At 70.6% G+C, this 22,923-nt stretch carries 22 protein-coding genes and 1 pseudogene; 8 read left to right on the top strand and 15 right to left on the bottom strand.

Features of this window, described 5'->3' with window-relative positions; genetic code table 11:
• Positions 1 to 43 precede the first annotated feature (43 nt).
• Complete coding sequence (locus ACWDTS_RS25025; protein WP_450119230.1) at positions 44 to 649, bottom strand: hypothetical protein; 606 nt, start codon at positions 647 to 649, stop codon at positions 44 to 46.
• Positions 650 to 815: 166 nt separating this feature from the next.
• Positions 816 to 1,019: a cold-shock protein gene (locus tag ACWDTS_RS25020; RefSeq protein WP_003935252.1), complete on the bottom strand. Its 204-nt coding sequence runs from the start codon at positions 1,017 to 1,019 to the stop codon at positions 816 to 818.
• A gap of 384 nt (positions 1,020 to 1,403) precedes the next feature.
• Between ACWDTS_RS25020 and ACWDTS_RS25015 the strand changes: the two genes are divergently transcribed.
• A complete protein-coding gene (locus ACWDTS_RS25015; RefSeq protein ID WP_450119229.1) occupies positions 1,404 to 3,755 on the top strand; it encodes a DEAD/DEAH box helicase in 2,352 nt (783 codons plus the stop codon).
• Between the two features lie 2 nt (positions 3,756 to 3,757).
• On the opposite strand, the pseudogene ACWDTS_RS25010 reads toward ACWDTS_RS25015, so the two are convergent.
• The 7 genes and pseudogenes from ACWDTS_RS25010 to ssd all read right to left on the bottom strand — a co-directional run.
• Positions 3,758 to 4,105 (bottom strand): annotated as a pseudogene (locus ACWDTS_RS25010) (Rv3654c family TadE-like protein); the annotation flags it as partial.
• The gene (locus ACWDTS_RS25005) at positions 4,102 to 4,416 is read right to left on the bottom strand and encodes a TadE family type IV pilus minor pilin (protein WP_450119228.1); all 315 of its coding nucleotides are present in this window, start codon (positions 4,414 to 4,416) and stop codon (positions 4,102 to 4,104) included. The pseudogene ACWDTS_RS25010 and the gene ACWDTS_RS25005, both read right to left, overlap by 4 nt.
• Before the next feature lie 23 nt (positions 4,417 to 4,439).
• The gene (locus ACWDTS_RS25000; RefSeq protein WP_197256821.1) at positions 4,440 to 4,643 is read right to left on the bottom strand and encodes a DUF4244 domain-containing protein; all 204 of its coding nucleotides are present in this window, start codon (positions 4,641 to 4,643) and stop codon (positions 4,440 to 4,442) included.
• A gap of 43 nt (positions 4,644 to 4,686) precedes the next feature.
• Positions 4,687 to 5,295 carry a type II secretion system F family protein gene (locus tag ACWDTS_RS24995; RefSeq protein ID WP_248675947.1) on the bottom strand — a complete coding sequence of 203 codons (609 nt, stop codon included), beginning with the start codon at positions 5,293 to 5,295 and terminating at the stop codon, positions 4,687 to 4,689.
• Positions 5,259 to 6,050 (bottom strand): type II secretion system F family protein, encoded by a 792-nt coding sequence (locus tag ACWDTS_RS24990; protein WP_450119227.1) that lies wholly within the window; start codon positions 6,048 to 6,050, stop codon positions 5,259 to 5,261. The genes ACWDTS_RS24995 and ACWDTS_RS24990 overlap by 37 nt, the downstream gene beginning before the upstream one ends.
• Positions 6,047 to 7,213, bottom strand: a complete 1,167-nt coding sequence (locus ACWDTS_RS24985; protein WP_197256835.1) for a TadA family conjugal transfer-associated ATPase — start codon at positions 7,211 to 7,213, stop codon at positions 6,047 to 6,049. Before ACWDTS_RS24985 ends, ACWDTS_RS24990 begins: the two co-directional genes overlap by 4 nt.
• Positions 7,210 to 8,292, bottom strand: a complete 1,083-nt coding sequence (ssd, locus tag ACWDTS_RS24980) for a septum site-determining protein Ssd (protein ID WP_282582321.1) — start codon at positions 8,290 to 8,292, stop codon at positions 7,210 to 7,212. The genes ACWDTS_RS24985 and ssd overlap by 4 nt, the downstream gene beginning before the upstream one ends.
• Before the next feature lie 336 nt (positions 8,293 to 8,628).
• Here ssd and ACWDTS_RS24975 point away from each other — a divergent pair, with 336 nt between their 5' ends.
• Positions 8,629 to 9,447 (top strand): HAD family hydrolase, encoded by an 819-nt coding sequence (locus ACWDTS_RS24975; RefSeq protein WP_450119226.1) that lies wholly within the window; start codon positions 8,629 to 8,631, stop codon positions 9,445 to 9,447.
• 591 nt (positions 9,448 to 10,038) lie between these two features.
• Positions 10,039 to 10,545, top strand: a complete 507-nt coding sequence (locus tag ACWDTS_RS24970; RefSeq protein WP_197256841.1) for a pyridoxamine 5'-phosphate oxidase family protein — start codon at positions 10,039 to 10,041, stop codon at positions 10,543 to 10,545.
• Positions 10,546 to 10,561: 16 nt separating this feature from the next.
• Here the strand turns inward: ACWDTS_RS24970 and ACWDTS_RS24965 are convergent, their stop codons facing one another.
• Positions 10,562 to 11,311, bottom strand: coding sequence for a Fic family protein (locus tag ACWDTS_RS24965; protein ID WP_197256843.1), 750 nt, complete (start codon positions 11,309 to 11,311; stop codon positions 10,562 to 10,564).
• 203 nt (positions 11,312 to 11,514) lie between these two features.
• Here ACWDTS_RS24965 and acs point away from each other — a divergent pair, with 203 nt between their 5' ends.
• Both acs and ACWDTS_RS24955 read left to right on the top strand, forming a co-directional pair.
• Positions 11,515 to 13,452, top strand: coding sequence for an acetate--CoA ligase (gene acs / locus ACWDTS_RS24960; protein ID WP_450110457.1), 1,938 nt, complete (start codon positions 11,515 to 11,517; stop codon positions 13,450 to 13,452).
• Between the two features lie 283 nt (positions 13,453 to 13,735).
• Positions 13,736 to 15,232: a trypsin-like peptidase domain-containing protein gene (locus tag ACWDTS_RS24955; RefSeq protein ID WP_450119225.1), complete on the top strand. Its 1,497-nt coding sequence runs from the start codon at positions 13,736 to 13,738 to the stop codon at positions 15,230 to 15,232.
• 61 nt (positions 15,233 to 15,293) lie between these two features.
• Here ACWDTS_RS24955 and ACWDTS_RS24950 read toward each other — a convergent pair whose 3' ends face one another.
• Entirely contained in the window at positions 15,294 to 16,664 is a 1,371-nt protein-coding gene (locus ACWDTS_RS24950) for an MFS transporter (protein ID WP_450119224.1), read from the bottom strand.
• Between the two features lie 192 nt (positions 16,665 to 16,856).
• On the opposite strand from ACWDTS_RS24950, the gene nhaA reads away from it, so the two are divergent.
• The 3 genes from nhaA to ACWDTS_RS24935 are packed head-to-tail and all read left to right on the top strand — an operon-like array spanning position 16,857 to position 19,531.
• A complete protein-coding gene (gene nhaA / locus ACWDTS_RS24945; protein ID WP_197256849.1) occupies positions 16,857 to 18,080 on the top strand; it encodes a Na+/H+ antiporter NhaA in 1,224 nt (407 codons plus the stop codon).
• Positions 18,077 to 18,577, top strand: coding sequence for a phage holin family protein (locus ACWDTS_RS24940; RefSeq protein WP_197256851.1), 501 nt, complete (start codon positions 18,077 to 18,079; stop codon positions 18,575 to 18,577). The genes nhaA and ACWDTS_RS24940 overlap by 4 nt, the downstream gene beginning before the upstream one ends.
• A 21-nt stretch (positions 18,578 to 18,598) precedes the next feature.
• The gene (locus ACWDTS_RS24935) at positions 18,599 to 19,531 is read left to right on the top strand and encodes an alpha/beta fold hydrolase (RefSeq protein WP_450119232.1); all 933 of its coding nucleotides are present in this window, start codon (positions 18,599 to 18,601) and stop codon (positions 19,529 to 19,531) included.
• Positions 19,532 to 19,564: 33 nt separating this feature from the next.
• Here ACWDTS_RS24935 and marP read toward each other — a convergent pair whose 3' ends face one another.
• Genes marP through nth form a run of 4 tightly spaced genes read right to left on the bottom strand, consistent with a single transcriptional unit; the run spans position 19,565 to position 22,911 of the window.
• Positions 19,565 to 20,755: an acid resistance serine protease MarP gene (gene marP, locus ACWDTS_RS24930; protein WP_450110453.1), complete on the bottom strand. Its 1,191-nt coding sequence runs from the start codon at positions 20,753 to 20,755 to the stop codon at positions 19,565 to 19,567.
• Entirely contained in the window at positions 20,752 to 21,450 is a 699-nt protein-coding gene (locus tag ACWDTS_RS24925; protein WP_197256857.1) for an NUDIX hydrolase, read from the bottom strand. The genes marP and ACWDTS_RS24925 overlap by 4 nt, the downstream gene beginning before the upstream one ends.
• Positions 21,447 to 22,109 (bottom strand): TlpA family protein disulfide reductase, encoded by a 663-nt coding sequence (locus ACWDTS_RS24920; protein WP_450119223.1) that lies wholly within the window; start codon positions 22,107 to 22,109, stop codon positions 21,447 to 21,449. The genes ACWDTS_RS24925 and ACWDTS_RS24920 overlap by 4 nt, the downstream gene beginning before the upstream one ends.
• 7 nt (positions 22,110 to 22,116) lie before the next feature.
• Positions 22,117 to 22,911: an endonuclease III gene (nth, locus tag ACWDTS_RS24915; protein WP_450119222.1), complete on the bottom strand. Its 795-nt coding sequence runs from the start codon at positions 22,909 to 22,911 to the stop codon at positions 22,117 to 22,119.
• Positions 22,912 to 22,923 lie beyond the last annotated feature (12 nt).

The raw sequence follows: 22,923 nt of genomic DNA, 5'->3' as shown, positions 1-22,923 counted from the left end.
ACGCGGCCACACACAGGGTCGCACATGACCGGCGACCGACTCGTCACCTGTCGAAATCGTCGCCCGTCACGTGGGGCCACATCGACCGCGCGGAGGGGTCGTCCGGGGGCTCGCCGATGTTCTCTCCGAGCCTGGTCAGACGCCTGCGGCCGGACACCCGCAGTCCCGGTCCGGTGCCGCGTGTACCGATCAGGGTCGGAGCGATCCCGGCCCTCATCAGCGACTGGGCGAGCACCGGATGGGTGTCGGGTGCGTGCGGGTCGAGTCCCAGCACGTACCGCTCGCCGTCCACCTCCATCCGGCCGGCGGCCAGCACCCACGCGCGCAGCGCCCGCGACCTGGGCACCCAGCCCGGCGGCACGGCCTTGACGGCTCCGCGGGTCCACTGCGTGGCGAGCGGGACGAGGTCCTCGACAGCGGCGCTCCGGACGAGGGGGCGTCCCTCGTCGGTGGTGGTGGTCTCGGGCGTGAGGCCGGCCTGCGTCATCAGCTCGGCGATCGCGTCGGCGCGCCAGCGTTCGTCGACCACCACGGAGATGCGCGCCTTGCCGGCGGACACGACCACCTGTCCCTGCGCGGCGAGCAGTCCGCTGAGGTCGGTGAGCGCGGGCGGTACGGTTTCGGCGCCGAAGATCGACAGTTGTCCCACCACGGGCACCTCCCCATTCAGCACGCCGCGCGTCGCGCGACCGGTCGTGCACGAATCGGTCGTGCACAGAAATGGATCGTCCCCCATCACCGACGGTGACAGGGGACGAATTCAGGCTTCGATCCGTGAGGACCGAGATCCACCTGGTAGTTCGCGCTGCGAACTATCAGAGAGCGCGCACACCGGTGGCCTGCGGGCCCTTGGTGCCCTGGCCCACCTCGAACTCGACTCGCTGGTTCTCCTCCAGGGTGCGGAAGCCGGAGCCCTGGATCTCGGAGTAGTGGACGAACACGTCGGCGGAGCCGTCTTCGGGAGCGATGAAGCCGAAGCCCTTCTCCGCGTTGAACCACTTCACAGTGCCCTGTGCCATGCTTTTCCTTCTCTTTCCTAACACCGGATTCGGTGGGCCGCCGGGTGCGCGGTCCACCGGGCCGGTTCCGACCGCTGTACTTTCTTGATCCCCCCATGTGGAAGAGCGAAGCACCGCGCTCGCAACCTCGATCCTGCGAGCGTGCACTTTCTCAAGTCAACGAACACAGAAGCTGCGACCGGTGTCAGTCAACCACGAACCCGGCGCGCACAACAGTGGGAGGGCGTACAAATCGCCCGAATTTCTGATCTTGTTACAGCACGCGGGAAATTTGCCGACCTTTTGTTGTCGATACTACTGCCCGGAACGACCCACCACCCCGACCGAACCAGGACCGTTGGGCCTACGCTGAACATCGGCCCCACCCGACCCTCGGAGCACACCGTGACCACCCCGCACCACCGTCCGTCCCCCGACGCGACCGTGGGTTTCGGTGACGAACTGCTCGACCGGATCCTCGAGGGCACCCCCGCGAGCGAGCACCCGCTCACCCACACCGCGCAGCTTCCCGCGCGCAAGGCGATCCACAGCGAGTGGCCGGACTGGGTCGCCGAACCGGTGGTGCGCGTGATGCGCGAGTGCGGAATCGACCGGCCCTGGAAACACCAGGCCGTCGCCGCGACCCTCGCCGCGGAAGGCAGCCACGTCGTGCTGTCCACCGGAACCGCGTCGGGAAAATCTCTCACCTACCAACTGCCGGTGCTCACCGCCCTGAGCGAGGATCCCCACGCGACGGCTCTGTACCTGTCGCCGACGAAAGCGCTCGGCGCCGACCAGTTGCGCGCGGCCACGGAGCTGACCTGCGCGGATCCGGCTCTGGCGAGCGTGCGCCCGTGTTCCTACGACGGCGACACCTCGACCGAACTCCGCCAGTGGGCCCGTGCCCACTCGCGCTGGATCTTCACCAACCCCGACATGCTGCATCTCGGTCTGCTTCCCGGCCACGGCCGCTGGAGCCGGTTCTTCAAACGGCTGCGGTACGTCGTCGTCGACGAGTGCCACGCCTATCGCGGCGTGTTCGGCTCCCACGTCGCCCTGATCCTGCGGCGGCTGCGGCGGATCGCGGCGCACTACGGCGCGCATCCGGTGTTCGTGCTGGCCTCGGCGACGACGGCGGAGCCGGGTGCGGCCGCGTCCCGGTTGATCGGTGCGCCCTGCCGGGAGGTGACCGAGGACTGCTCCCCGTCCGGTCCGCGCACCGTCGCCCTGTGGGAACCACCGCTGCTCACCGACGTCACCGGGGAACACGGTGCACCCGTGCGCCGCGCCGCCGGCAGCGAAGCCGCGCGCCTGCTCGCCGATCTCGTCGTGGAAGGAGCCCGCACGCTCGCGTTCGTGCGGTCCCGGCACGGCGCCGAATCGACCGCGATCGCCGCGCGCCGACTGCTCGCCGCCTCCGCCCCGGACCTGGTCGACCGGGTCGCCGCCTACCGCGCCGGATACCTGGCCGAGGACCGCCGCGAGCTCGAGGCGGCCCTCGCCGACGGTCGCCTGCTCGGCGTCGCGACCACCAACGCGCTCGAGCTCGGCGTCGACATCGCCGGGCTCGACGCGGTCGTCGTCGCCGGTTTCCCCGGGACGGTCGCGTCGTTCCGGCAGCAGGGTGGCCGTGCCGGCCGGCGCGGCGCCGGGTCGCTGGTGGTGCTCGTCGCCCGCGACGACCCGCTCGACACCTATCTCGTGCATCATCCGCAGGCGCTGCTCGGCACACCCGTCGAGGCGACCGTCACCGATCCGGCGAATCCGTACGTGCTGGGTCCGCAACTGCTGTGTGCCGCGCTGGAGGCGCCGCTCACCGACGCGGAGGTCGCCGAGTTCGGGGCGGAGGACGTGCTCGCCGACCTCGCCGCGCAGGGCCTGATCCGCCGGCGCCCGCACGGCTGGTTCGTCACCCCCGACACCGACCCGCACGCCGGCCTCGACATCCGCGGCGGGATCGGCAGCCAGATCGCGATCGTCGAGGCCGACACCGGCCGGATGCTCGGCACCGTCGACGCCGGCCGCGCTCCCGCGACCGTGCATCCGGGCGCGGTGCACCTGCACCAGGGCGAATCGTTCGTCGTCGACGAGCTGTACCTCGACGACGGCGTGGCCCTCGTGCACGCGGAGGACCCCGAATGGTCCACGTTCGCCCGGGAACTGACCGACATCACCATCACCTCCGTCGACGAACAGCGCACCGCGGGCGACGTCACCGTCACGTTCGCGCGGGTGGAGGTGACGCATCAGGTGATCGGTTATCTGCGGCGCCTCCCCTCCGGTGAGGTCCTGGACCAGATTCCCCTGGACATGCCGCCGCAGACCCTGCCGACCCGGGCCGTGATGTACACCGTCACACCCGAACTGCTCGAGCGCGCCGGGATCGGAGCCGAACGCGTCCCCGGTGCACTGCACGCCGCCGAGCACGCGGCCATCGGCCTGCTCCCGCTCGTCGCGACCTGCGACCGCGGCGACATCGGCGGGGTGTCCACCGCACTGCACGCCGACACCGGGCTGCCGACCGTGTTCGTGTACGACGGGCACCCCGGCGGCGCCGGGTTCGCCGAGCGCGGGCACAGCCGGATCACCCGATGGCTCACCGCCACCCGCGACGCGGTCCTCGCCTGCGAATGCGCCACCGGCTGCCCGTCGTGCGTCTACTCCCCCAAGTGCGGCAACGGCAACGACCCGCTCGACAAAGCCGGGGCGATCGCGCTGCTCGGTGCGGTCCTCACCGCGCTCGCGGACGAGCCCTGACCGGCCGGACCGGCCCGCGCGATCGCCACCGCCTCCCCCTTAGCCGGGAGCGCCGACGTCACCTCCGCGGCGACCTCGACGACCGCGTCCCACCCGTCGACCGAGCACTCCCGCACCCGGACCCGCATGCGCGTGGCGATCCGTTCGGCCTGCTCGCACGCCCGGCCGCTCCCCCGGTCGAGGGCGACCGCGACGGCCAGCGCCGCCAGATCGGCCGCCGCCTGCGCCCGATGCCGCGACGCCACGGCCGACCCGATGTGCACCAGCGTCGCGGTCACGACGACGAGCGCGGCCATGAGGAAACACCCGACGATCGTGGCGCTGCCCCGGTCGTCCCGCAGTGCACTCACGGCACCGGTTCCGGTTCGCGGACCGCGACGGCCTCGGCGGTCAGCGTCGCCAGCGGCAGCAACGGCCCCGCCACCGACACCACCGCGACGACGAGATCCCCGTCCTCGCGCAGCGTGATCCGCGCGTTCGGCGGCGCGACCCGGGCGGCCGTCTCGACCGCCCGCGCCTCGTCACCGCGCGCAGCCAGCCGGGCGGCCTCCCGCGCCGCGTCCTGGCAGCGGAACTGATGCGAAACGCACAGCACCGCACCGAGACAGAGCACGAGAACCGACACCAGCGCGGCGAGGGTGATCGCCGCTTCGACGGTCACCCCGCCCTCTTCCCCGGAGCCGCTCACACCGCGGTGTTCAGGGCGCGCTCGACGATGCCGGTCAGCGCGGAGACGATGTTGTCGCCGGTGACGACCGTGTAGAGCACGGCCCCGAACGCCGCGGCCGCGATCGTGCCGATCGCGTATTCGGCGGTCGACATGCCGTCCTCGTCGGCCACGGCCCCCGCGAGTCGATCACGTACGTTTCGAATTCCGTTGGTGAACATGTTTTCTCCCCTCCGACCGGCACGGACCGTCCGCGCCGATGTCTCACAGCAGTCCTCCCGAGAGGACCTTCCCCGCCAGTCCGATCACGACCGGGACGATGCCCAGGCACACGAACGCCGGCAGGAAACACAGGCCGAGCGGTCCGCTGACGAGCACTCCGGCCCGTTCGATCGCGGCGGCCGCCCGGTCCTCCGCTTCGGCGCGACCGCGTTCGGCGAGTTCGGCGACGATGCCCGACAGCGGCGCACCGGACTTGGCGGATCGTCGTGCAGCCCGCGAGAACGCTTCGAGCACTTCGTCGTCGCCGAGCCCGTGCCAGGCCTCGGCAGGGTCGGCACCGAGCTGCAGCCGATCGGCACCACGCCGCAGCGCATCGGCCAGGCCCGGCGGCGCCGACTCCGCGACGGCGCGGGCGGCGGTGGCGGTGGGCAGACCCGCGCGCAGGCACGCCGCGAGCAGATCCAGCGTCGCCGGAACGGCGTGCGGATCCTCTTCCGCCGCAAGCACGGTCGCGGATTCGTCGCCGGGCGGCTGCACGACCCGGCGCAGGCGGCCGCGACCGGTCTCCGGCAGAACCAGCACCGCCGCCGCGAGGCACAGCGCCCCGACCGCGATCACGACGCCACCCGCGCCGAGATGCGGTCGGTCCACAGCAGACCCGCACACGCCAGGCCGGTACCGAACACGAGGAGCGCGCCACCGAGGCCACCTCCGAGCAGCACCGCGATCGGTGCGGCACCCATCGCCTGCCCGAGTGCGACACCGAGCGCGGGCAGCCCGGCGAGCACGGTCGCGGTCGCGCGGGCCCCGGCCAGTCCCGCTTCGGTGCGTGCCCGCAGCCGGATCCGTCCGAGCAGGTCGGTGCGCGTCGCCGAGAGCAGTTCCGCGAGTGCGAGCCCGTGCCGGTCGGAGACGGCCCACGCCGCCGCGACGCGCTCCAGCTGTGCGCCGAGCGGACCGGATGTGGCACCGCGCAGTCCGTCCGCCGCCGATCCGCCGAGACGGGCGCGAGCGGCAGCGACGCGGAACGCCTCGGCGGCCGGACCACCGCTCTCCTGCGCAGCGACCGCGCACGCCTCGGCCGGGTGGTTGCCCACCCGCAGTTCGGCGATGACGGTTTCGAGGGCGCCCAGCAGCATCCGCTGGTCGGCGTCCGCCGCCCGGGCACGACGACGGGTGCGCATCCGCCACACCGCGGTCGCAACGACGATCGACGTGGCCAGCGCGACCGCGACACCGACGACCAGCGCCACCACGACGGCGGCGGACGCGCCGATCACCAGAGGCGACCCGACCCGCCGTGCTGCAGCGGGTTCGGTGCCGGTGGCCGACCGGAGACGGTGCCGGGCGATCGGCCCGGGGGCGACCAGCACCGCGACCGCAAGGCACACCGCGGCGACGGTCATGCCCGCCGCCGGAAGTACCGCTCGAGCCGTTCCATCCCGGCGTCCGGCCCGTGCACGGCCGTCCACGCGGGCACGACGAGGACCCCCGCGGCCGGATCGCGCTCGACGACCCCGATCTCGACGAGCCGGCGAGTGCCGTCGGGCGCCCGATCGACGTGCAGGATCACCTGCACGGCCGCGGCCAGCTGGCTGTGCAGCGCGGCTCGGTCGAGTCCGCCGAGCGCGGCGAGGGCCTCGAGTCGGGCCGGAACCTCGTCCGGGGAGTTCGCGTGGACCGTGCCGGCGCCGCCGTCGTGTCCGGTGTTGAGCGCGGTCAGCAGGTCGACGACCTCGCCGCCGCGCACCTCCCCGACGACGATGCGGTCGGGTCGCATCCGCAGGGCCTGCCGGACCAGGTCGCGCACGGTGACCTCACCGACGCCCTCGACGTTCGGGGGTCTGGCGACGAGCCGGACCACGTGCGGGTGGGTGGGTGCGAGTTCGGCGGCGTCCTCGACGCAGACGATCCGTTCGCCCGGGTCGACGGCGCCGAGCATCGCCGCGAGGAGCGTTGTCTTTCCTGCGCCCGTGCCGCCCACGACGAGGAACGCCAGCCGGGCCGTGACGACGCGGCGCAGCAGCCGGTACGCGTCCGGCTGCACGGCGCCGTTGGCGAGCAGCGCGTCGAGGCCTTGCGTGGCCGGCCGCAGGATGCGCAGGGACAGGCACGTCCCGCCCTGGGCGACGGGGGCGAGCACGGCGTGCAGCCGCACCCCGAACTCGCCGTGTCCGGGCAACCGGCCGTCCACCCAGGGTTGGGCGTCGTCGAGCCGCCGCCCCGCGAACAGCGCGAGGCGCTGGGCGAGCCGGCGTACCGACGCCTCGTCCGGGAACGTGACGGGAGCGAGCTGCAGACCCGCACCACGATCGACCCACACGCGGTCCGGGGCGGTCACGAGCACATCGGTGACCTCGGGTTCGGCCAGCAGTGCCTCGAGCGGTCCCGCCCCGGTGAGTTCGGTCTGCAGGTGCCGCAGGGCGGTGAGCAGGTCGGAGTCTCCGAGCACGCCACCGGATTCGGCGCGCAACGCCGCCGCGACCCGCGCGGGGGTCGGTTCGGCGCGGTCGCCCGCGAGGCGTTCGCGCACGCGGTCGAGCAGGTCGGCGGTCAGCACGGTGCTCATGCCGCCCACCTCGAGGACGCCCGGTCGAGGCCGACGACGGCGAGCACCGCGTCGGCCGCGGTGGTGAGGGGCGAGCGGCGCCGGACCCGCAGCCCACCGTGTTCGAGGGCTTCGGCGAGACCGGGCTGGGCCCGCATCGCGGCGAGCAACGGGATCCCGACGACGGCGGCGACGTCGGCGCCGCGGAGCCCACCCGGCGCGGGCCCGCGCACCACGAGACCCGTGTTCGGGTTTCGCGCCCCCGCCCATTCGGCGGTCCGTGCCGCCGCGAGCGCACCGCCCACCCGCGCCGGGGTGATCAGGACGACCAGATCGGCCGCGGCGACCATCGCCTCCGCGGCCGGGCCGACGCTGCGCGAAACGTCGCACACGACCACCGTTCCGGATCGACGCGCCGCGTCGAGCACGGCGGTGACCGCGGCCGACGGCGGTTCACCGGACGCGGTGCGGTCGGTGGAGAGCACGCCGAGCCCGGGCGCCCAGTCCGGGACGGCGTCGCGCAACGCCCGCGCGGAGACCCGGCCGCCCTCGACGGCCAGTCCCGGCCAGCGCACCCCGGGCCGGTCTTCGAGGCCGGTGAGCACGTCGAGGCCGCCGCCGAAGGGGTCGCCGTCGACGAGCAGCACGTTCGGGTCGTCGCGGTCGGCGGCGGTCCAGGCCAGGGCCGCCGCGAACGTGGAGGCGCCGGCACCTCCGCACCCGCCGACGACGGTGACGACGCGACCCCCACCGGTGTCCGGTTCGGCCGCGGCACCCATCACCGCGAGCAGTTCGACCTCGTCGTCCGGAAGCGCGATCACGTGTTCGGCACCGACCGCGGCCGCTGCCTGCCAATCCGCCAGCCCCGCGGCACCCGAGCAGACGAGAACCACGCCGCGCCGCCGCGGGAACGTCTCCATCGCCGCCGCGGTGGCATGGTCGACGACGACGAGCCCGGCGTCGTCCCAGCTGCGCCGTGTCGGAGGGACGGGTGCGTCGTCGAGGTCGCGGTCGGATGCAGCGGCCACGCGCCGCAGACTGGCCAGCAGGGTGCCGTCGGAGATCAGCGCGAGGATTCGTGCGGTGCGCTCGTCGTTCATGCGGACAGCGTGCGTGGAAGCACCGAGACGCGGAAGACGGTTTTCGGGGCGGGGGGCGAATCTGTGGATGAACCGGGCGCCTGTGGACAACTTCCCGGCCGCGGACGCGCGCGGCGAAACCGAAAGACATTCGGATACGGGACGACCCTCGCCAGGGGGGAGGAGGCGAGGGCCGTCGTGTTCAGCCCCGGGGGGTCGGGCTGAACACAGCCTGGTTGCGCCCAGGTATTTGCGATACTACACCGGGCCGCTCGACTATTTGCAAGTTGAAACATTCAGTGGGACCGAGGTACCGAGGACCGGCCGAAACGCGGATCAGCGGCCTATTGTGGTGCGGTGACCGACGAGACACCACGGCCCTCCGAGGCGGGTCGCATCGCCGCGTTCTTCGACCTGGACAAGACCGTCATCGCGAAGTCCAGCGTCCTGGCGTTCAGCCGGCCGTTCTTCGATCAGGGGCTGCTCAACCGTCGCACGGTCATCGAGAACACCTACGCCCAGTTCCTGTACCTGCTGTCCGGCGCCGACCACGATCAGGCGCAACGGATGCGCGCGTACATCGCGGCGATGTGCGAGGGCTGGAACGTCGAGCAGATCAAATCGATCGTCGCCGAGACGCTGCACGAGATCGTCGATCCCCTGGTGTTCCAGGAGGCCGCGGACCTCATCGCCGACCACAAACTGCGCGGACACGACGTGGTCGTGATCTCGGCGTCCGGGGAGGAGGTCGTCGCCCCGATCGCCGAAGCACTCGGCGCGTCGCACAGCACCGCGAGCCGGATGCGCATCGTCGACGGACGGTACGCCGGCGAACTCGAGTTCTATTGCTTCGGCGAGGAGAAGGTCGCGGCGATGAAGGAACTGGCCGAGCGATACGGCTACGACCTGGCGCGCAGCTACGCATACTCCGACTCGTCGACGGACATCCCGATGCTGCAGGCGGTCGGATACCCCCGAGCGGTCAACCCGGACCGGACGCTGCGCCGGGTCGCAACGGAAAGAGGTTGGCCCGTATTGACTTTCGTCAAGCCCGTGCCGCTGCTGCGGCGCCTGACCATCCGCGGTCGCGGGTTGCTCACGGTCGGCATGATCGTTTCCGCGACGGCCCTGCTCGCAGGCGCCGCCACCTACTCCGTCCTGCGCCGGCGGCGCTAGATCAGGGCCGGACACCAGCGGAAATCGACCCGAAAATGGGGCTTGCCGACCCCGGCAACAGAGGGTAGAAATGGTGTTACGGAAGCCGGAAGGCCAAGAGCGAATCGGAAGAGAAGGTTCGATCTCCCGTACCGACTTCCCAGCACGGACACCGAGTACCCACGCGGAGCCGATGCCACTATAAGGGCAAAAGCGTTGTGGACCTGCGAGATCCGGGGCGTCGCGAGCGAACCTCCTCGCACCCGTTGCGAGGGCGAACTTGCGAAACCCGAGTCATCGCCGAGGTCGTTGACACACAACCCATTCCAGCACGCATGCGTAACACGGCGATCCGTGCTAGCGGGTGGCGACACCGACGCAAGTCGGCGGCGCCACCCGCTTCGCATGTGGAGACTCCTTCGTGCAAGGCCTCGCTGCGACAGAACTCTCCTGCGCCGCAGCGACTTCCGAAGCCCGGGGCGACGTCCCGACCGGGGATCGCACGTCCATGCATTCTTGACACAGGGTGTCAGCATCCGATGCGAGCATGGTCTCGCGGACCGACGCCGAGCGCCGGCCGCGACAGCAGCCGATCACGGACAAGGTGCCCCCATACAGGAAACACCGGAAGAACTCGCCGAACTTCAGGCTCTCCTGGACGCGTCCCTCGCCCGGTCCACCGCGCACCTGCGGTCGATCATCAACCGCGAGAGCACACTGACCGCCGAGCAACTCACCCGAGTCCTCACCGGCATGTGCACGCTCGCCCTGTCCACCGTGACGGCGTGCGGCGAACCCCGGATCAGCGGCGTGGACGGGCACTTCCTCCACGGCAAGTGGCACTTCGGCACCGCGCGCAGCGCCGCCAAGGCCCGTCACCTCGCCGCGCGGCCCGCCGCCAGCGTCGCTCATCTTCGCGGTGAGGAACTGGGCGTCTTCACACACGGCACGGTGGAGATCCTCACCCCGCCCGACGCCGAACCGGCCGCGGACTGGCCCGAACTGCTCGCCTATTTCAAGTCGTTCTACGGCGAGGACATGTTCGACTGGGACAACGACGTGGTCTACTACCGGCTACACCCGAAATGGATGACCGTCTACGCCCCGGCACCACACTGACCGGGCCCCGGGTGGCTCAGCCGGCGAACGCGTCGGCGATCGACGTCGCCTCGCGGGCACCGGACTCGAGGGCGACGCAGCAGAACAGCAGCCAGTTGCCGACACCCTCCGCGGTGCCCTGCCCGAAGGCGGCGATGCCCTCGCGGTAGGCCGGGACGCGGCGCATCCAGGTCACCTCCGGCACCCCGAGGTTGTGGGGGTCGAGACCGGTCGAGACGCACACGAGCCGGGAGGCGGCGCGCGCGATCACCCCGTCGGCGACACCGAACGGGCGCAGCGTGCACAGTTCACCGTGCACGACGCCTGCGAGAACCGGAGCGGGCACACGGGTCCCTCCGGTCACCAGCTGCGCGAGGGCGTCGAGCCGTTCCCCGATTCCGGGATCCGTCCGGGGACGACCCAGCGATTCCGGATCGTCCACCAGGTCCGCCGCAGCGAGCAGATGCAGTCGCGCGAGGGCCTGCAGCGGAGCCCGCTTCCACGTCGCGACCAGTATGCCGAGGCTGTCCCCGTCGAGCGCCTGCGCGACCCGCAGTGCGCCGGCCAGGATGGGGTCACCGGCCTCGCCCGGCTGCGGCAGCTCCATCGAGCCGCCGTCGATCGCGGCCGAGGCCCGCGCCGCGCGCACCGATGCCTCCGCGGCGGTGTTCGGCCAGCCGCGCCGGTTGGTCTTGTGCCGGTGCACCTCGGCGAGCGCGTCGCGCGCTCGATCGGCGGCGTCGCGCACTCCGGGCAGGTCGAGAAGGGGCTGCAGCGGGTCCGTCACGTCTGTGGACGCTACCGGTCCGGGGTCCGATACCGGTCGGCGGTCCGTTCGTCGACGCAGCCGACCATCCGTCGCGCGACACCGACCGATCGGCGCAAGTGACCAGGTTGCAAGTGGATGCAACGATGCGATCCCCGTCACAGGTGACTACTCTCACTTGAGCCCGATTCATTTCGCACATCCCGGAAAGAGGCCCCGGCATCATGACGAGTGCAGCCCAGGACCATGAACAGCAGGTGTTCCCGCCGAGCGCGGAATTCGCCGCGACCGCCAACGCCGGTCCCGAGTTGCAGGCTGCCGCCGACGCCGACCGCCTCGCATTCTGGGACACCCAGGCCAAGCGTCTGGACTGGGCGACGCCGTGGAGCGAGGTGCTGGACTGGTCCGACGCCCCGGTCGCGAAGTGGTTCGTCGGCGGACAGCTGAACGTCGCCTACAACTGCGTGGACCGGCACGTCGAGGCCGGCAACGGCGACCGTGTCGCCATCCTGTTCGAGGGTGAACCCGGCGATTCCCGGGCGATCACCTACAACGATCTGCTCGCCGAGGTCTCCAAGGCCGCGAACACCTTCACCGAGCTGGGTCTGGTCGCCGGCGACCGCGTCGCGATCTACATGCCGATGATCCCCGAGGCGATCGTGTCCATGCTCGCCTGCGCGCGCCTGGGCCTGACGCATTCGGTGGTCTTCGGTGGCTTCTCCGCCTCGGCGCTGCGCTCGCGCATCGACGACGCGCAGGCCAAGCTGCTGGTCACCGTCGACGGCCAGTGGCGCCGCGGCGCCCCTGCCCCGCTCAAGTCCGCCGCCGACGAAGCGGTCACCGGCGCGGAATCGATCGAGCACGTGCTCGTCGTCAAGCGCACCGGCATCGACGTCGACTGGACCGACGGCCGGGACCTGTGGTGGCACGAGACCGTCGAGAAGGCCTCCGATCGGCACACCCCGCAGCCGTTCGACGCCGAGCACCCACTGTTCATCCTGTACACCTCGGGCACCACCGGTAAGCCCAAGGGCATCGTGCACACCTCCGGCGGCTACCTCACCCAGGCGTCGTACACGCACCACAACGTCTTCGACCACAAGCCGGGTCAGGACGTGTACTGGTGCACCGCGGACATCGGCTGGGTCACCGGCCACACCTACATCGTGTACGGCCCGCTGAGCAACGGTGCCACGCAGGTCGTCTACGAGGGCACTCCGAACTCGCCGACCGAGCACCGGCACTTCGAGATCATCGAGAAGTACGGGGTGTCGATCTACTACACCGCCCCGACGCTGATCCGCACGTTCATGAAGTGGGGCCGCCAGATTCCCGACGCCCACGACCTGTCGTCGATCCGGCTGCTCGGCTCGGTCGGTGAGCCGATCAACCCGGAGGCGTGGCGCTGGTACCGGGAGGTCATCGGCGCCGGCAAGGCACCGATCGTCGACACCTGGTGGCAGACCGAGACCGGCGCGATCATGATCTCCCCGCTGCCGGGCCTGACCGCCACCAAGCCCGGTTCGGCGATGGCGCCGCTGCCCGGCATCTCGGCGAAGATCGTCGACGACGAGGCCCACGAGCTCGGCAAGGGCGGCAACGGCTACCTGGTGCTCGACCAGCCGTGGCCGGCGATGCTGCGCGGCATCTGGGGCGACATGGAGCGCTACAAGGAGACCTACTGGTCCCGGTACGCCGAGCAGGGCTGGTACTTCGCCGGTGACGGTGCCCGCTACGACGAGGACGGCGCGCTGTGGGTGCTCGGCCGCGTCGACGACGTCATGAACGTCTCCGGCCACCGCATCTCCACCTCGGAGGTCGAGTCCGCGCTCGTGTCGCACCCGGCCGTCGCCGAGGCCGCGGTCGTCGGCGCCTCCGACGAGACCACCGGCCAGGGCATCGTCGCGTTCGTGATCCTGCGCGAGAACGTGGAGAACACCGGCGACACGCTCGTGAAGGAACTGCGCGATCACGTGGCGGTGGAGATCTCCCCGATCGCCAAGCCGCGGCAGATCTCGGTCGTGCCGGAACTGCCGAAGACCCGCTCCGGCAAGATCATGCGCCGCCTGCTGCGCGACGTCGCGGAAGGTCGTGAACTCGGCGACACCTCGACCCTCGTCGACCCGGCCGTGTTCGAAGCCATTCGCGGAATCAACAAGTAGCCACTGCCGGCACCTCCGCACGACGCGGCCCGCTCTTCGGAGCGGGCCGCGTCTGCGTATTTGTACTCATTTTCCGCCGCGTTACCGATGACTTTTCACAGACTTCTTCCATTCGGGTTTAGCACCTGAACCACTATTCATTTTGCCTGTTTCGCCCGATCCCCTCCTCGGCATACTCTGTGTCGGCAATCGAACGCCGTTGTCCCGCAATGGTTACCAAGGCTCACATTGTTGTGGGCCGGGTTCGTCTACGTCACACCCTCACCGTCTCTTCGGAGGACCCATGTCCGGATCAGGACACCGCTTCTCACGCCGGTTCGCCGCGTGCTCGGTACTTGCGCTCGGTCTCCTCAGCGCATCCCCGGGCGCCGCACTCGCACAGGACACGAGCACCCGCCCGGCGGCCAACCCGGAGCAACGCGCAGCTGCCCTGATCCGCCCCGCCACCGTGTACCTCGAGGGCACGACGACCGGGTGGATCCGCATGCCGGACGGCGAGCTGTTCGACACCGCGCCCTACCAGGCCAGCTGGACCTGCACGGGCTTCGTGGTGAACCCCGACGGGTGGGTCGCGACGGCCGGGCACTGCGTGGACGACGTCCGGAGCATGCTCCTCGACGCCGCGTTCGGCGACATCTACGCCGCGAACATGGACTGGGCTCCCGAAGAGCTCGCCGCGTTCGTCGACGGCAGCTTCACCGTCGAGGGCGAGAAGGGCGGATCCGACCCGGCCCTCGAGATCGCGGTGCTGTTCGGCGAAGGCACCTCGGGAACTCGCCTGCCCGCCAACGTCATCGAGTACCGCCCGCTCGAACAGGGCGACGTCGCACTGCTCAAGGTGCAGCGCGACGACCTGCCCGCCGCGCTGCTCGCGACCGACGACGACGTCGCGATCGGCACGCCCGTGCTGTCCGTCGGATTCCCCGGCAGCACCGAGAAGGTCACCGACCCCAGCCTCGAACCGACCAACAAGAGCGGCAAGGTCAGCGCGAAGAAGACCTCCGGCACGGTCCCGTTCTACGAAACCGACGCGGCCCTGTCGGGCGGCATGAGCGGCGGCCCGACGGTCGATCTCGAGGGCCGGGTCATCGGCGTGAACAGCTTCGGCCCCTCGGGTGAAAGCCAGGCGTTCAACTTCATCGCGCCGTCGAGTGGCCTGGAGGAACTGCTCGCCGCCCGCGGTATCACCTCCCAGCTGGGCCCCGCCGACGAGCGCTACCGCGACGCCCTCGCCGCGTACTACGACGGGCGCTACACCGAGGCCATCGAGGGCTTCGACTCGGTCCTCGCCATGTCCCCCGAATATCCCGGCATCTCCCCGCTCAAGTCCGACGCCGTCCGTCTGCGCGAGCAGCACGGCGATGCCGCGTCGTCCTCGTCGTCCTCGTCGTCGAAACTGCCGTTGATCCTCGGCGGCGCCGCTGTCGCAGTCCTGCTGATCGCCGGGCTCGGCGGGTTCCTGCTCGTGCGCAGCCGCCGCACCCCGGCCCCGGCCGCGGCCGGATTCCACGGGGCTCCCGGCAACGGACCGGTTCCGCCGGCCGGGACGGGTCCGCAGCCGGGCGCGCCCGGTGGGTTCGGTGCCCCGCCCGCAGGTTTCGCGCCGCCCACCGCGCCCGGCGGCTACGCACCTCAGCCGCAGCAGGGCGCCCCGGGCTACGACGTCCCGCCCACCGCTCCCGCACCGGCGGCGCAGGGCACCCGGTTCTGCCCGTCCTGCGGCACCGAGCGCCGCGGCACCGAGAACTTCTGTTCCAACTGCGGGCAGCGCATCGGTTAGCTCCGTATGCACTTCGGCCCCCGGTCCGTGCGGACCGGGGGCCGATTACGTGCGTGGACGATCAGACCTCGTCGAGGGAGGCGTCCTTGGTCTCGCGCACCGCGAGCAACGCGACGAACGTCAGCACCGCGGCGGCCAGCAGATACACACCCACCCAGCCGACGCCGTACGTCGTGGCGAGCCAGGTCGCGATGAAGGGGGCCACCGCCGCGCCGAGAATGCTGGACACGTTGTAGGCGATGCCCGATCCGGTGTAGCGCACGTTCGTGGGGAACAGCTCCGGCAGGATCGCCGACTGCGGGCCGAACGTGAAACCCATCAGCAGCATGCCGAGGATCAGGAAGAACAGCATGCGCGCGGAGCTCATGGCGTCGCCGTCGAGCAGCAGCCCGAAGCACAGGCCGAACACCATCATCGTGCCGGTGACGACGAGCAGGGTGGACCGGCGCCCGTAGCGGTCGGCGAGAATGCCGGAGACCGGGATCGCCGCGGCGAAGAACAGCACGGCCACGAGTTGCAGGACCAGGAAGTCCGAGTACTGGAAGCCTGCGCCGGTGCCGCCCTGTGCGGGCGTCTTGCCGGTGCCGAAGCTCAGCACCCAGGTGGTCATGATGTAGAAGAGCGTGTAGGTCGCGAGCATCACGAAGGTACCGATGATCAGCTGCCGCCAGCTGCTCTTGAACACCTCGACGAGCGGGGTCTTCACCTTCTTGCCGTCGGCGACGGCCTTCGCGAAGACCGGGGTCTCCTCGAGCTTGAGTCGAACGTAGAGACCGATGATCACCATGACGGCGCTGAGCAGGAACGGCACGCGCCAGCCCCACTCGAGGAACGCGCTGGACAGGTCCGGATCGGAATTGTCGTGGCCGAGCAGCAGCGTCATGATCAGGAACAGCCCGTTGGCGAAGACGAATCCGATCGGGGCGCCGAGCTGCGGCCACATCGCGGCCCACGCGCGCTTGCCGGGCTTCGCGGTCTCGGTCGCAAGGAGTGCCGCGCCGGACCACTCACCGCCGAGCCCGATGCCCTGGCAGAAGCGCATCAGCGCAAGCAGCATGGGGGCGAGCAGACCCACCTGGTGGTAGGTCGACAGCACCCCGATGAGGAACGTCGCGATGCCCATGGTGAGCAGCGAACCCACCAGCGTCGCCTTGCGTCCGATGCGGTCCCCGAAGTGACCGAACAACACGGAGCCGATCGGGCGCGCAACGAACGCGATACCGAAGGTCGCGAGGGAGGCCAGCAGTGCGGTCGTCTCGTTGCCCTTCGGGAAGAACAGGTGCGGGAAGACGGAGACCGCGGCGGTCGCATAGATGTAGAAGTCGTAGAACTCGATGGACGTGCCGATCAGGCTCGCGACGACGATTCGCCGGCGGGGTACTCCCGCGACCCTGTCGTCGTCGTGCCGGTCCACGTCGAGGGTAGTGCTCACAAAACTCGCTCCAAAAGTCACATTGTGGGAGAGTCATCCCAATTAGTAGGAAATTGAACACCCAATTTCCTTAGCGAAGCAAATTGGCCGTTTGGGATCGAGACGCCGGTCACCGCTAGGATCGGCCGGAGGTGTGCCGGGAAGTCTGGTCGGCGAGTCGCAGCCGTACCGATTTCCGAACGAGAGGGACCCGTGTCGCAGACGTCCGATTCCGCATCCTGGAGCAGGGAACTCACCCGGTACCTCCGCACCGAGACCGTTGGCGGTTCGATCCTGCTGGCCGTCGCCGCCATCGCGGTCGCGTGGGCGAACTCGCCGCTGGCGCCGTCCTACGAGGCGTTGCGGGACTTCACCGTCGGGCCCGCGTCCCTCCACCTGAATCTCACCGTCGGCACCTGGGCCCAGGACGGCCTGCTCGCCGTGTTCTTCTTCATCGCCGGCCTCGAACTCAAACGCGAACTCGTCGTCGGCGAATTGGCCGATCGGAAGAAGGCCCTGCTGCCGGTGCTCGCCGCGGTCGGCGGCGTCGTCCTGCCGGCCGCCATCGCCGCGACGATCGGCTGGGGAACCCCCGGTCTCGAACGCGCCTGGGCGATCCCGGTGGCCACCGACATCGCCTTCGCGCTGGGCGTGCTCGCGCTGACCGGATCGCGAATCCCCACCAGCGCCCGGGTGTTCCTGCTCAGCCTCGCAGTGGTCGACGACCTCATCGGCATCGGACTGATCGCGATCCTGTTCACCTCGTCGATCTCGCTGCTCTGGCTGGCCGCGACCGTGGCCTGCGCCGTCGTCTACTGGTACGCCCAGCGCCGGCGCGTGACCACTCCCCTGCTGTACGTGCCGCTCGCCCTCCTGACCTGGTACGCCGTGCACCAGTCCGGGATCCACGCGACGATCGCCGGGGTGCTGCTCGGGTTGCTCACCCGCGTGCACACCGATCCGGGCGAATCCGCAGCGCCCGCCGAGCGATTGGCACATCGCATCCAGCCGTGGTCGGCCGGCCTGTGTGTGCCGATATTCGCGCTGTTCGCCTCCGGGGTACCGCTCGGCGCGGAGGCCCTCCGCGCGGTGTTCACGACACCGGTCGGCCTGTCGATCGTGGTGGGGCTGCTCGCAGGCAAGATCATCGGTATCTTCGGTACGTCGTGGGTCGCGATCCGGCTCGGGATCGCGTCCCGCCCGACCGGACTGCACTGGAAGGATCTGTTCGCCCTCGCGACCCTCGGAGCGATCGGATTCACCGTCAGCCTGCTCATCGCCGAACTCTCGCTCGGGAACGGAGATCAGGCGGACACCGCAAAGGCCGCGGTCCTCGTCACATCATTGATCGCATCGATGCTGGGTTCGACGCTACTGTTACGGCGTGGGCGAGCCCACCGTCAACCGGACGAGACAATTGGAGGGGTCGACAAGTGAGCGTCACGAACGGGAATCGGAAGCCAAGCGACGGCGCACCGACAAGCATCTCGTCCATCCCGCTGACAGAAGTCGCCGCCCCGACTCCCAAGGACGCCAGCATCGGAGACCTGGTCCGTGACGCGACCGCGCAGGTGTCGACGCTGTTCCGCGCCGAGGTCGAACTCGCGAAGGCCGAGGTCACCGGAGAGGTCAAGAAGGGCCTGCAGGGCAGCCTGTTCTTCATCCTCGCGCTCGCGGTGCTGATCTTCAGCTCGTTCTTCTTCTTCTTCTTCCTCGCCGAACTGCTCGACGTGTGGGTCGCGCGGTGGCTGGCGTTCCTCATCGTCTTCCTGATCATGGTGGTGGTGACGGCGATCTTCGCCCTGATCGGCTACATGCGGGTGCGCAAGGTGCGCGCGCCGAACAAGACGATCGACTCGCTCAAGCAGGCCCGGTCCGTCCTGCCGCTACACGAGGAGCCGTCCCCCGCCGGCGGTCCCCGGCACGCACGCTGAGCCGCGACCGTGCTCGAGGCAGTGTCCCTTCCCGATCCGTCCACGGTCCGGTATCCCGGGCCGTGGACGCATCGTGATGTCCATGCGAACGGAATCCGGCTGCACGCCGCCGAGATCGGTCCCACCGATCCCGATGCCCCGCTGGTCGTGTTCCTGCACGGCTTCGCCGACCTGTGGTGGACGTGGCGGCACCAGTTGATCGCATTCGCCGAGGCCGGCTTCCGGGCCGTCGCGGTGGACCTGCGCGGCTATGGCGACACTGACAAGCCACCGCGCGGTTACGACGGCTGGACGCTGTCCGCGGACATCGCCGGTCTCGTCCGCGCGCTCGGATACACCGATGCCGTGCTCGTCGGTCACGCCGACGGCGGCCTGGTGTGCTGGGCGACCGCGATCCTGCACCCGGGATCGGTCCGGGCGATCGCCGTCGTCGATTCGCCGCATCCGATCTCGCTGCGCGACGCCACCCTGCGCGACCGGGCCCAGCGGAAGGCGCTGCTGCCGACGTTCCTGGACTACCAGATTCCGTGGCGGCCCGAGCGGCTGCTCGTCCGCGACGACGGCGCCGAGATCGAACGCCTCCTGCGGGCCCGCTCGGGACCCGCCTGGCAGAGCTCCCCGGAGTTCGCGGAGGTGGCGGAGAAACTTCGCTCGGCGATCCGCATCCCGGGAGTCGCCCATTCGACCCTCGAATACCAGCGCTGGGCGTTCCGCAGCCAGTGGCGCCCCGACGGACGCCGCTTCCTCAAGGCCGTGGGCGTTCCGCTGACGCTGCCGATTCTGCAGCTGCACGGCACGCTGGATCCCTACGTCATGACCTCCACGGTGCGCCGCTGCTCGCGGTACGCGCCCGGTCGCATCCTGAAGTTCGTGGACGACGCCGGCCACTACGCGCACCAGGAGCGGCCCGAGGCCGTCACCGGCATGCTGCTCGACTTCGTCACCGCGCTCTGAGATCGGCCGCGCCGCGGAAATCGGCTCAGGGAATCAGACGATGCAGGCGCCGGTCTCGACCGCGGTGAACGACCCTCCGGCCAGCGCGAGCTGACGGCTCACCTCTTCGGCCGTGAGCGCGAAGCCGGTGTCCGAGTCGTCGACGGCGGCACCGAAGACGACGCCGAGGACCCGGCCCTGCTCGTCGACGAGGGGGCCGCCGGAGTTGCCCTGCCGGATCGAGCCGCGGACCGTGTACACCTCACGCTCGACGGTTCCGGCGCGGTAGATGTCGGGGCCCTGCAACTGCAGCGACTCGCGCACCCGCGCCGCGCTCGCCGTGTACGGCCCACCGCCGGGATACCCGAGGACGATCGCGCTGGTGCCGGACTCGGCGAGGTCCTCGGCGAACACCAGCGGATCCGCGGTCAGGCCGGGCACCGCGAGGATCGCGACGTCCACCTCCGGATCGAACAGCACGACCTCGGCCTCGAGCGGCCCGTCCTCGGTCTCCACCGTCACCGCCGTCGTTCCCGCGACGACATGCGCGTTGGTCATGACACGTTCGGGCGCGACCACGAACCCCGATCCCTCGAGCGCCTTCTGGCAGCTCGGCGCGATGCCGTTGATCCGCAGCACACTCGGGTGCAGGGCGAGCGGAACCGGACTGTCGAGCAGCGCCCCGTCGGGCGGGTCGACCTCCGTGATCGGGGTGCGACCGAACGGCCCGATCACCTCCGGCAGCCCCGAGGTGTCCAGCAACGCCGAGAACTCCCGGGGGATGCTGCGCATCCAGTCCGGCGCGACGTCGTCGACCGTGCCGAGGACAGTGGAACCGCGGACCGCGGCGGACAACTGGGTTTGCGAGGTTGCGGTCAGCGGGATCGCGAGCAGCCACGCGGCGACGAGCACCGCGCCGGCCTGCAGGACCGCCCCGACCACGCTGTCCACACCGCGGGCGACGGGACTGTGCATACCGCTGCGGGCGGCCCGGCCGAGCACCATCCCGGCGACCTCACCGATGATGACCAGCGCCACGATGAGCGCGACCCCGGCGAGCAGCCGCGTGTTGCCCTCGTCGATGTGCACCAGCACGTGCGGGGCGATGAGGATCCCCGCGACCGCGCCGAGCACCACCCCGAAGAACGCGAGTGCCGACGCGACCGCTCCCTGGCGCAGTCCCGACGACACCGCGACCACGACCACCAGCACGATGATCAGGTCGATCCACCCGGATGGCGTCACGGTTCGACCACTCCTGCCTCCAGTTCGGCGAGCACGACGTCGAAGTCGCGCACGTCCCGGTGATCCCACTCGATTTCCCAGCCCGACACCGCGAACAGACCGGCGAGCACACCCGCGGTGAAGCCCCACACCAGCATGCCGTCGACCTGGAACGCCGGGCCCTGGTAGCCACGCGAGTGCCGCACCTGGAATCGATTGTCCGGATCGAGCAGGTCCCGCAGCGGGACGCGGACGACGCGCGCCGCCTCACCCGGATCGACGACACCGATCGGGCTGGGCTGTTCCCAGTACGCGACCACCGGGGTGACGTCGAACCCGGACGGGGGGATGAAGATCTCCGGCAGCACGGCCAGCGGCCTCACCCCGGACGGTTCGAGCCCGGTTTCCTCCTGAGCCTCACGCAGGGCGGTCCGGATCGGGCCGTCGTCCTCGGGGTCCGCGGCACCGCCCGGGAACGCGACCTGACCGCTGTGCTGCCGCAGCGTCGGCGCGCGCTGGGTCAACAGCACGTCGGCGTCGGCGGGCAGTCCGCCGCGCGCGAGCGGGTCCGGGACCGGAGAGCCACCGAACAGCACGAGGACAGCGGCGGGCCGGACGTCGATGCCGCGCGGGGGCCGCCGATCCAGAATCGGGTTGACGCCGTGCGGGTCGCCCGGGTCGAGGGTCGCGACGCGCCGCAGCCAGTACGGGGTCACGCGCTCACCCCCAGGTGGGTCTCGACGGCGGCGGCGATCTCCTCGACGCTGCGGAACGGCTGCGGAAGCACCTTCGCGATCGAACCGTCGGGCCGGACCAGCACCGTCAGCGGCAGCACCGGTGGTGCCGCGGCCGCGGCCTGCACGCGTGCCGAGCCGTCCTGCACCCCGGGGAGCTGTACCCCGTACTCGACGAGCCGGGACAGCGCGTTGGCTTCGTTGGGGTCGGTGTGGACGGTGACGAGTGCGACTCGGTCGCCTGCGCGGCGCGCGTACTCCTGCAGCACGGGCAGTTCCTCGGCGCACGGTCCGCACCACCACGCCCACAGGTTGAGGATCGCGGGGCGACCGGCCAGGGCGGCCGCCAGATCCACGGCACTGCCGTCACCGACACATTCGAACGTCATCCCCGTGAGCGGTCCGGCGGGTTCGGCACCGGTCGGTGCCGGGCACGGCTGCAGATTCGCCTCGGCCCGCAACGGTGCCAGGGCCTGCGCGTCGTCCTGGGCCCGCCGGTCGACGGGCGCGGCGGTGCCGGTCGGCATGCCGGAACCGCCCGGATCCGGGGTCTCGGTGTCGCGGGGCCAGATCGCCACGATGAGGGCGACGACGACGACGAGGACAGCGAGGCTCCACCGCCCCGCACCGGTCGATCTCATGCCCAGGTCACCGCCCGGCCAGTTCGAGCAGGTGCTCCGTCTCGGGACCCTTCACGAGCGCGGCGGCGGTCGCCGGGTCGGTGGGGCCGATGCCGTAGGACGGGCAGTCCTTCGCGAGCACGCACACGCCGCAGGCGGGTTTGCGGGCGTGACACACCCGGCGCCCGTGGAAGATCACGCGGTGCGAGAGCAGGGTCCATTCCTTGCGTTCGATGAGGGCACCGACGGCGTGTTCGATCTTCACCGGGTCGGTTTCCTCGGTCCACTTCCAACGGTTCACCAGGCGGGCGAAGTGTGTGTCGACGGTGATCCCCGGCACATCGAACGCGTTGCCGAGGATCACGTTGGCGGTCTTGCGGCCGATGCCCGGCAGGGTCACCAGGTCCTCCAGCTGGCCCGGGACCTCGCCGTCGAACCGCTCGAGCAGGGCCTGGCCGAGCCCGATCAGCGAGTTCGCCTTGTTGCGGTAGAACCCCGTGGACCGGATGTACTCCTCGAGTTCGGTGCGTTCGGCCTCCGCGTAGGCGCGGGCGTCCGGGTAACGGGCGAACAACGCCGGGGTGACCTGGTTGACCCGCACATCCGTGCACTGCGCCGACAGGATCGTCGCGACCGCCAACTCAAGCGGAGTGGTGAAGTCCAGCTCGCAGTACACGTGGGGGAAAGCCTCCGCGAGCTGCCGATTCATGCGACGCGCCCGCCGCACCAGCGCAAGCCGCGATTCCGGTTTGCGGGCACTTGCGGACGCGCGAGAACGCCTCGCCTCAGGGGTCTCGGACGGGGTCGCTTGCACCTGAACCACTGTACGTAAACG

This window comes from Rhodococcus sp. NPDC003383 (assembly GCF_053589115.1).
The sequence above is the reverse complement of the archived record's forward strand: the minus strand, read 5'-3'. Positions and strand labels throughout refer to the sequence as shown.

What these genes read in the sequence shown, in the direction of transcription:
- ACWDTS_RS25020 (WP_003935252.1), bottom strand. Translation starts at nt 1,019, where the DNA reads ATGGCACAGGGCACTGTGAAGTGGTTCAACGCGGAGAAGGGCTTCGGC.
- ACWDTS_RS25000 (WP_197256821.1), bottom strand. Translation starts at nt 4,643, where the DNA reads ATGTTCACCAACGGAATTCGAAACGTACGTGATCGACTCGCGGGGGCC.
- ACWDTS_RS24990 (WP_450119227.1), bottom strand. Translation starts at nt 6,050, where the DNA reads ATGACCGTCGCCGCGGTGTGCCTTGCGGTCGCGGTGCTGGTCGCCCCC.
- ACWDTS_RS24985 (WP_197256835.1), bottom strand. Translation starts at nt 7,213, where the DNA reads ATGAGCACCGTGCTGACCGCCGACCTGCTCGACCGCGTGCGCGAACGC.
- ssd (WP_282582321.1), bottom strand. Translation starts at nt 8,292, where the DNA reads ATGAACGACGAGCGCACCGCACGAATCCTCGCGCTGATCTCCGACGGC.
- acs (WP_450110457.1), top strand. Translation starts at nt 11,515, where the DNA reads ATGACGAGTGCAGCCCAGGACCATGAACAGCAGGTGTTCCCGCCGAGC.
- ACWDTS_RS24955 (WP_450119225.1), top strand. Translation starts at nt 13,736, where the DNA reads ATGTCCGGATCAGGACACCGCTTCTCACGCCGGTTCGCCGCGTGCTCG.
- ACWDTS_RS24920 (WP_450119223.1), bottom strand. Translation starts at nt 22,109, where the DNA reads ATGAGATCGACCGGTGCGGGGCGGTGGAGCCTCGCTGTCCTCGTCGTC.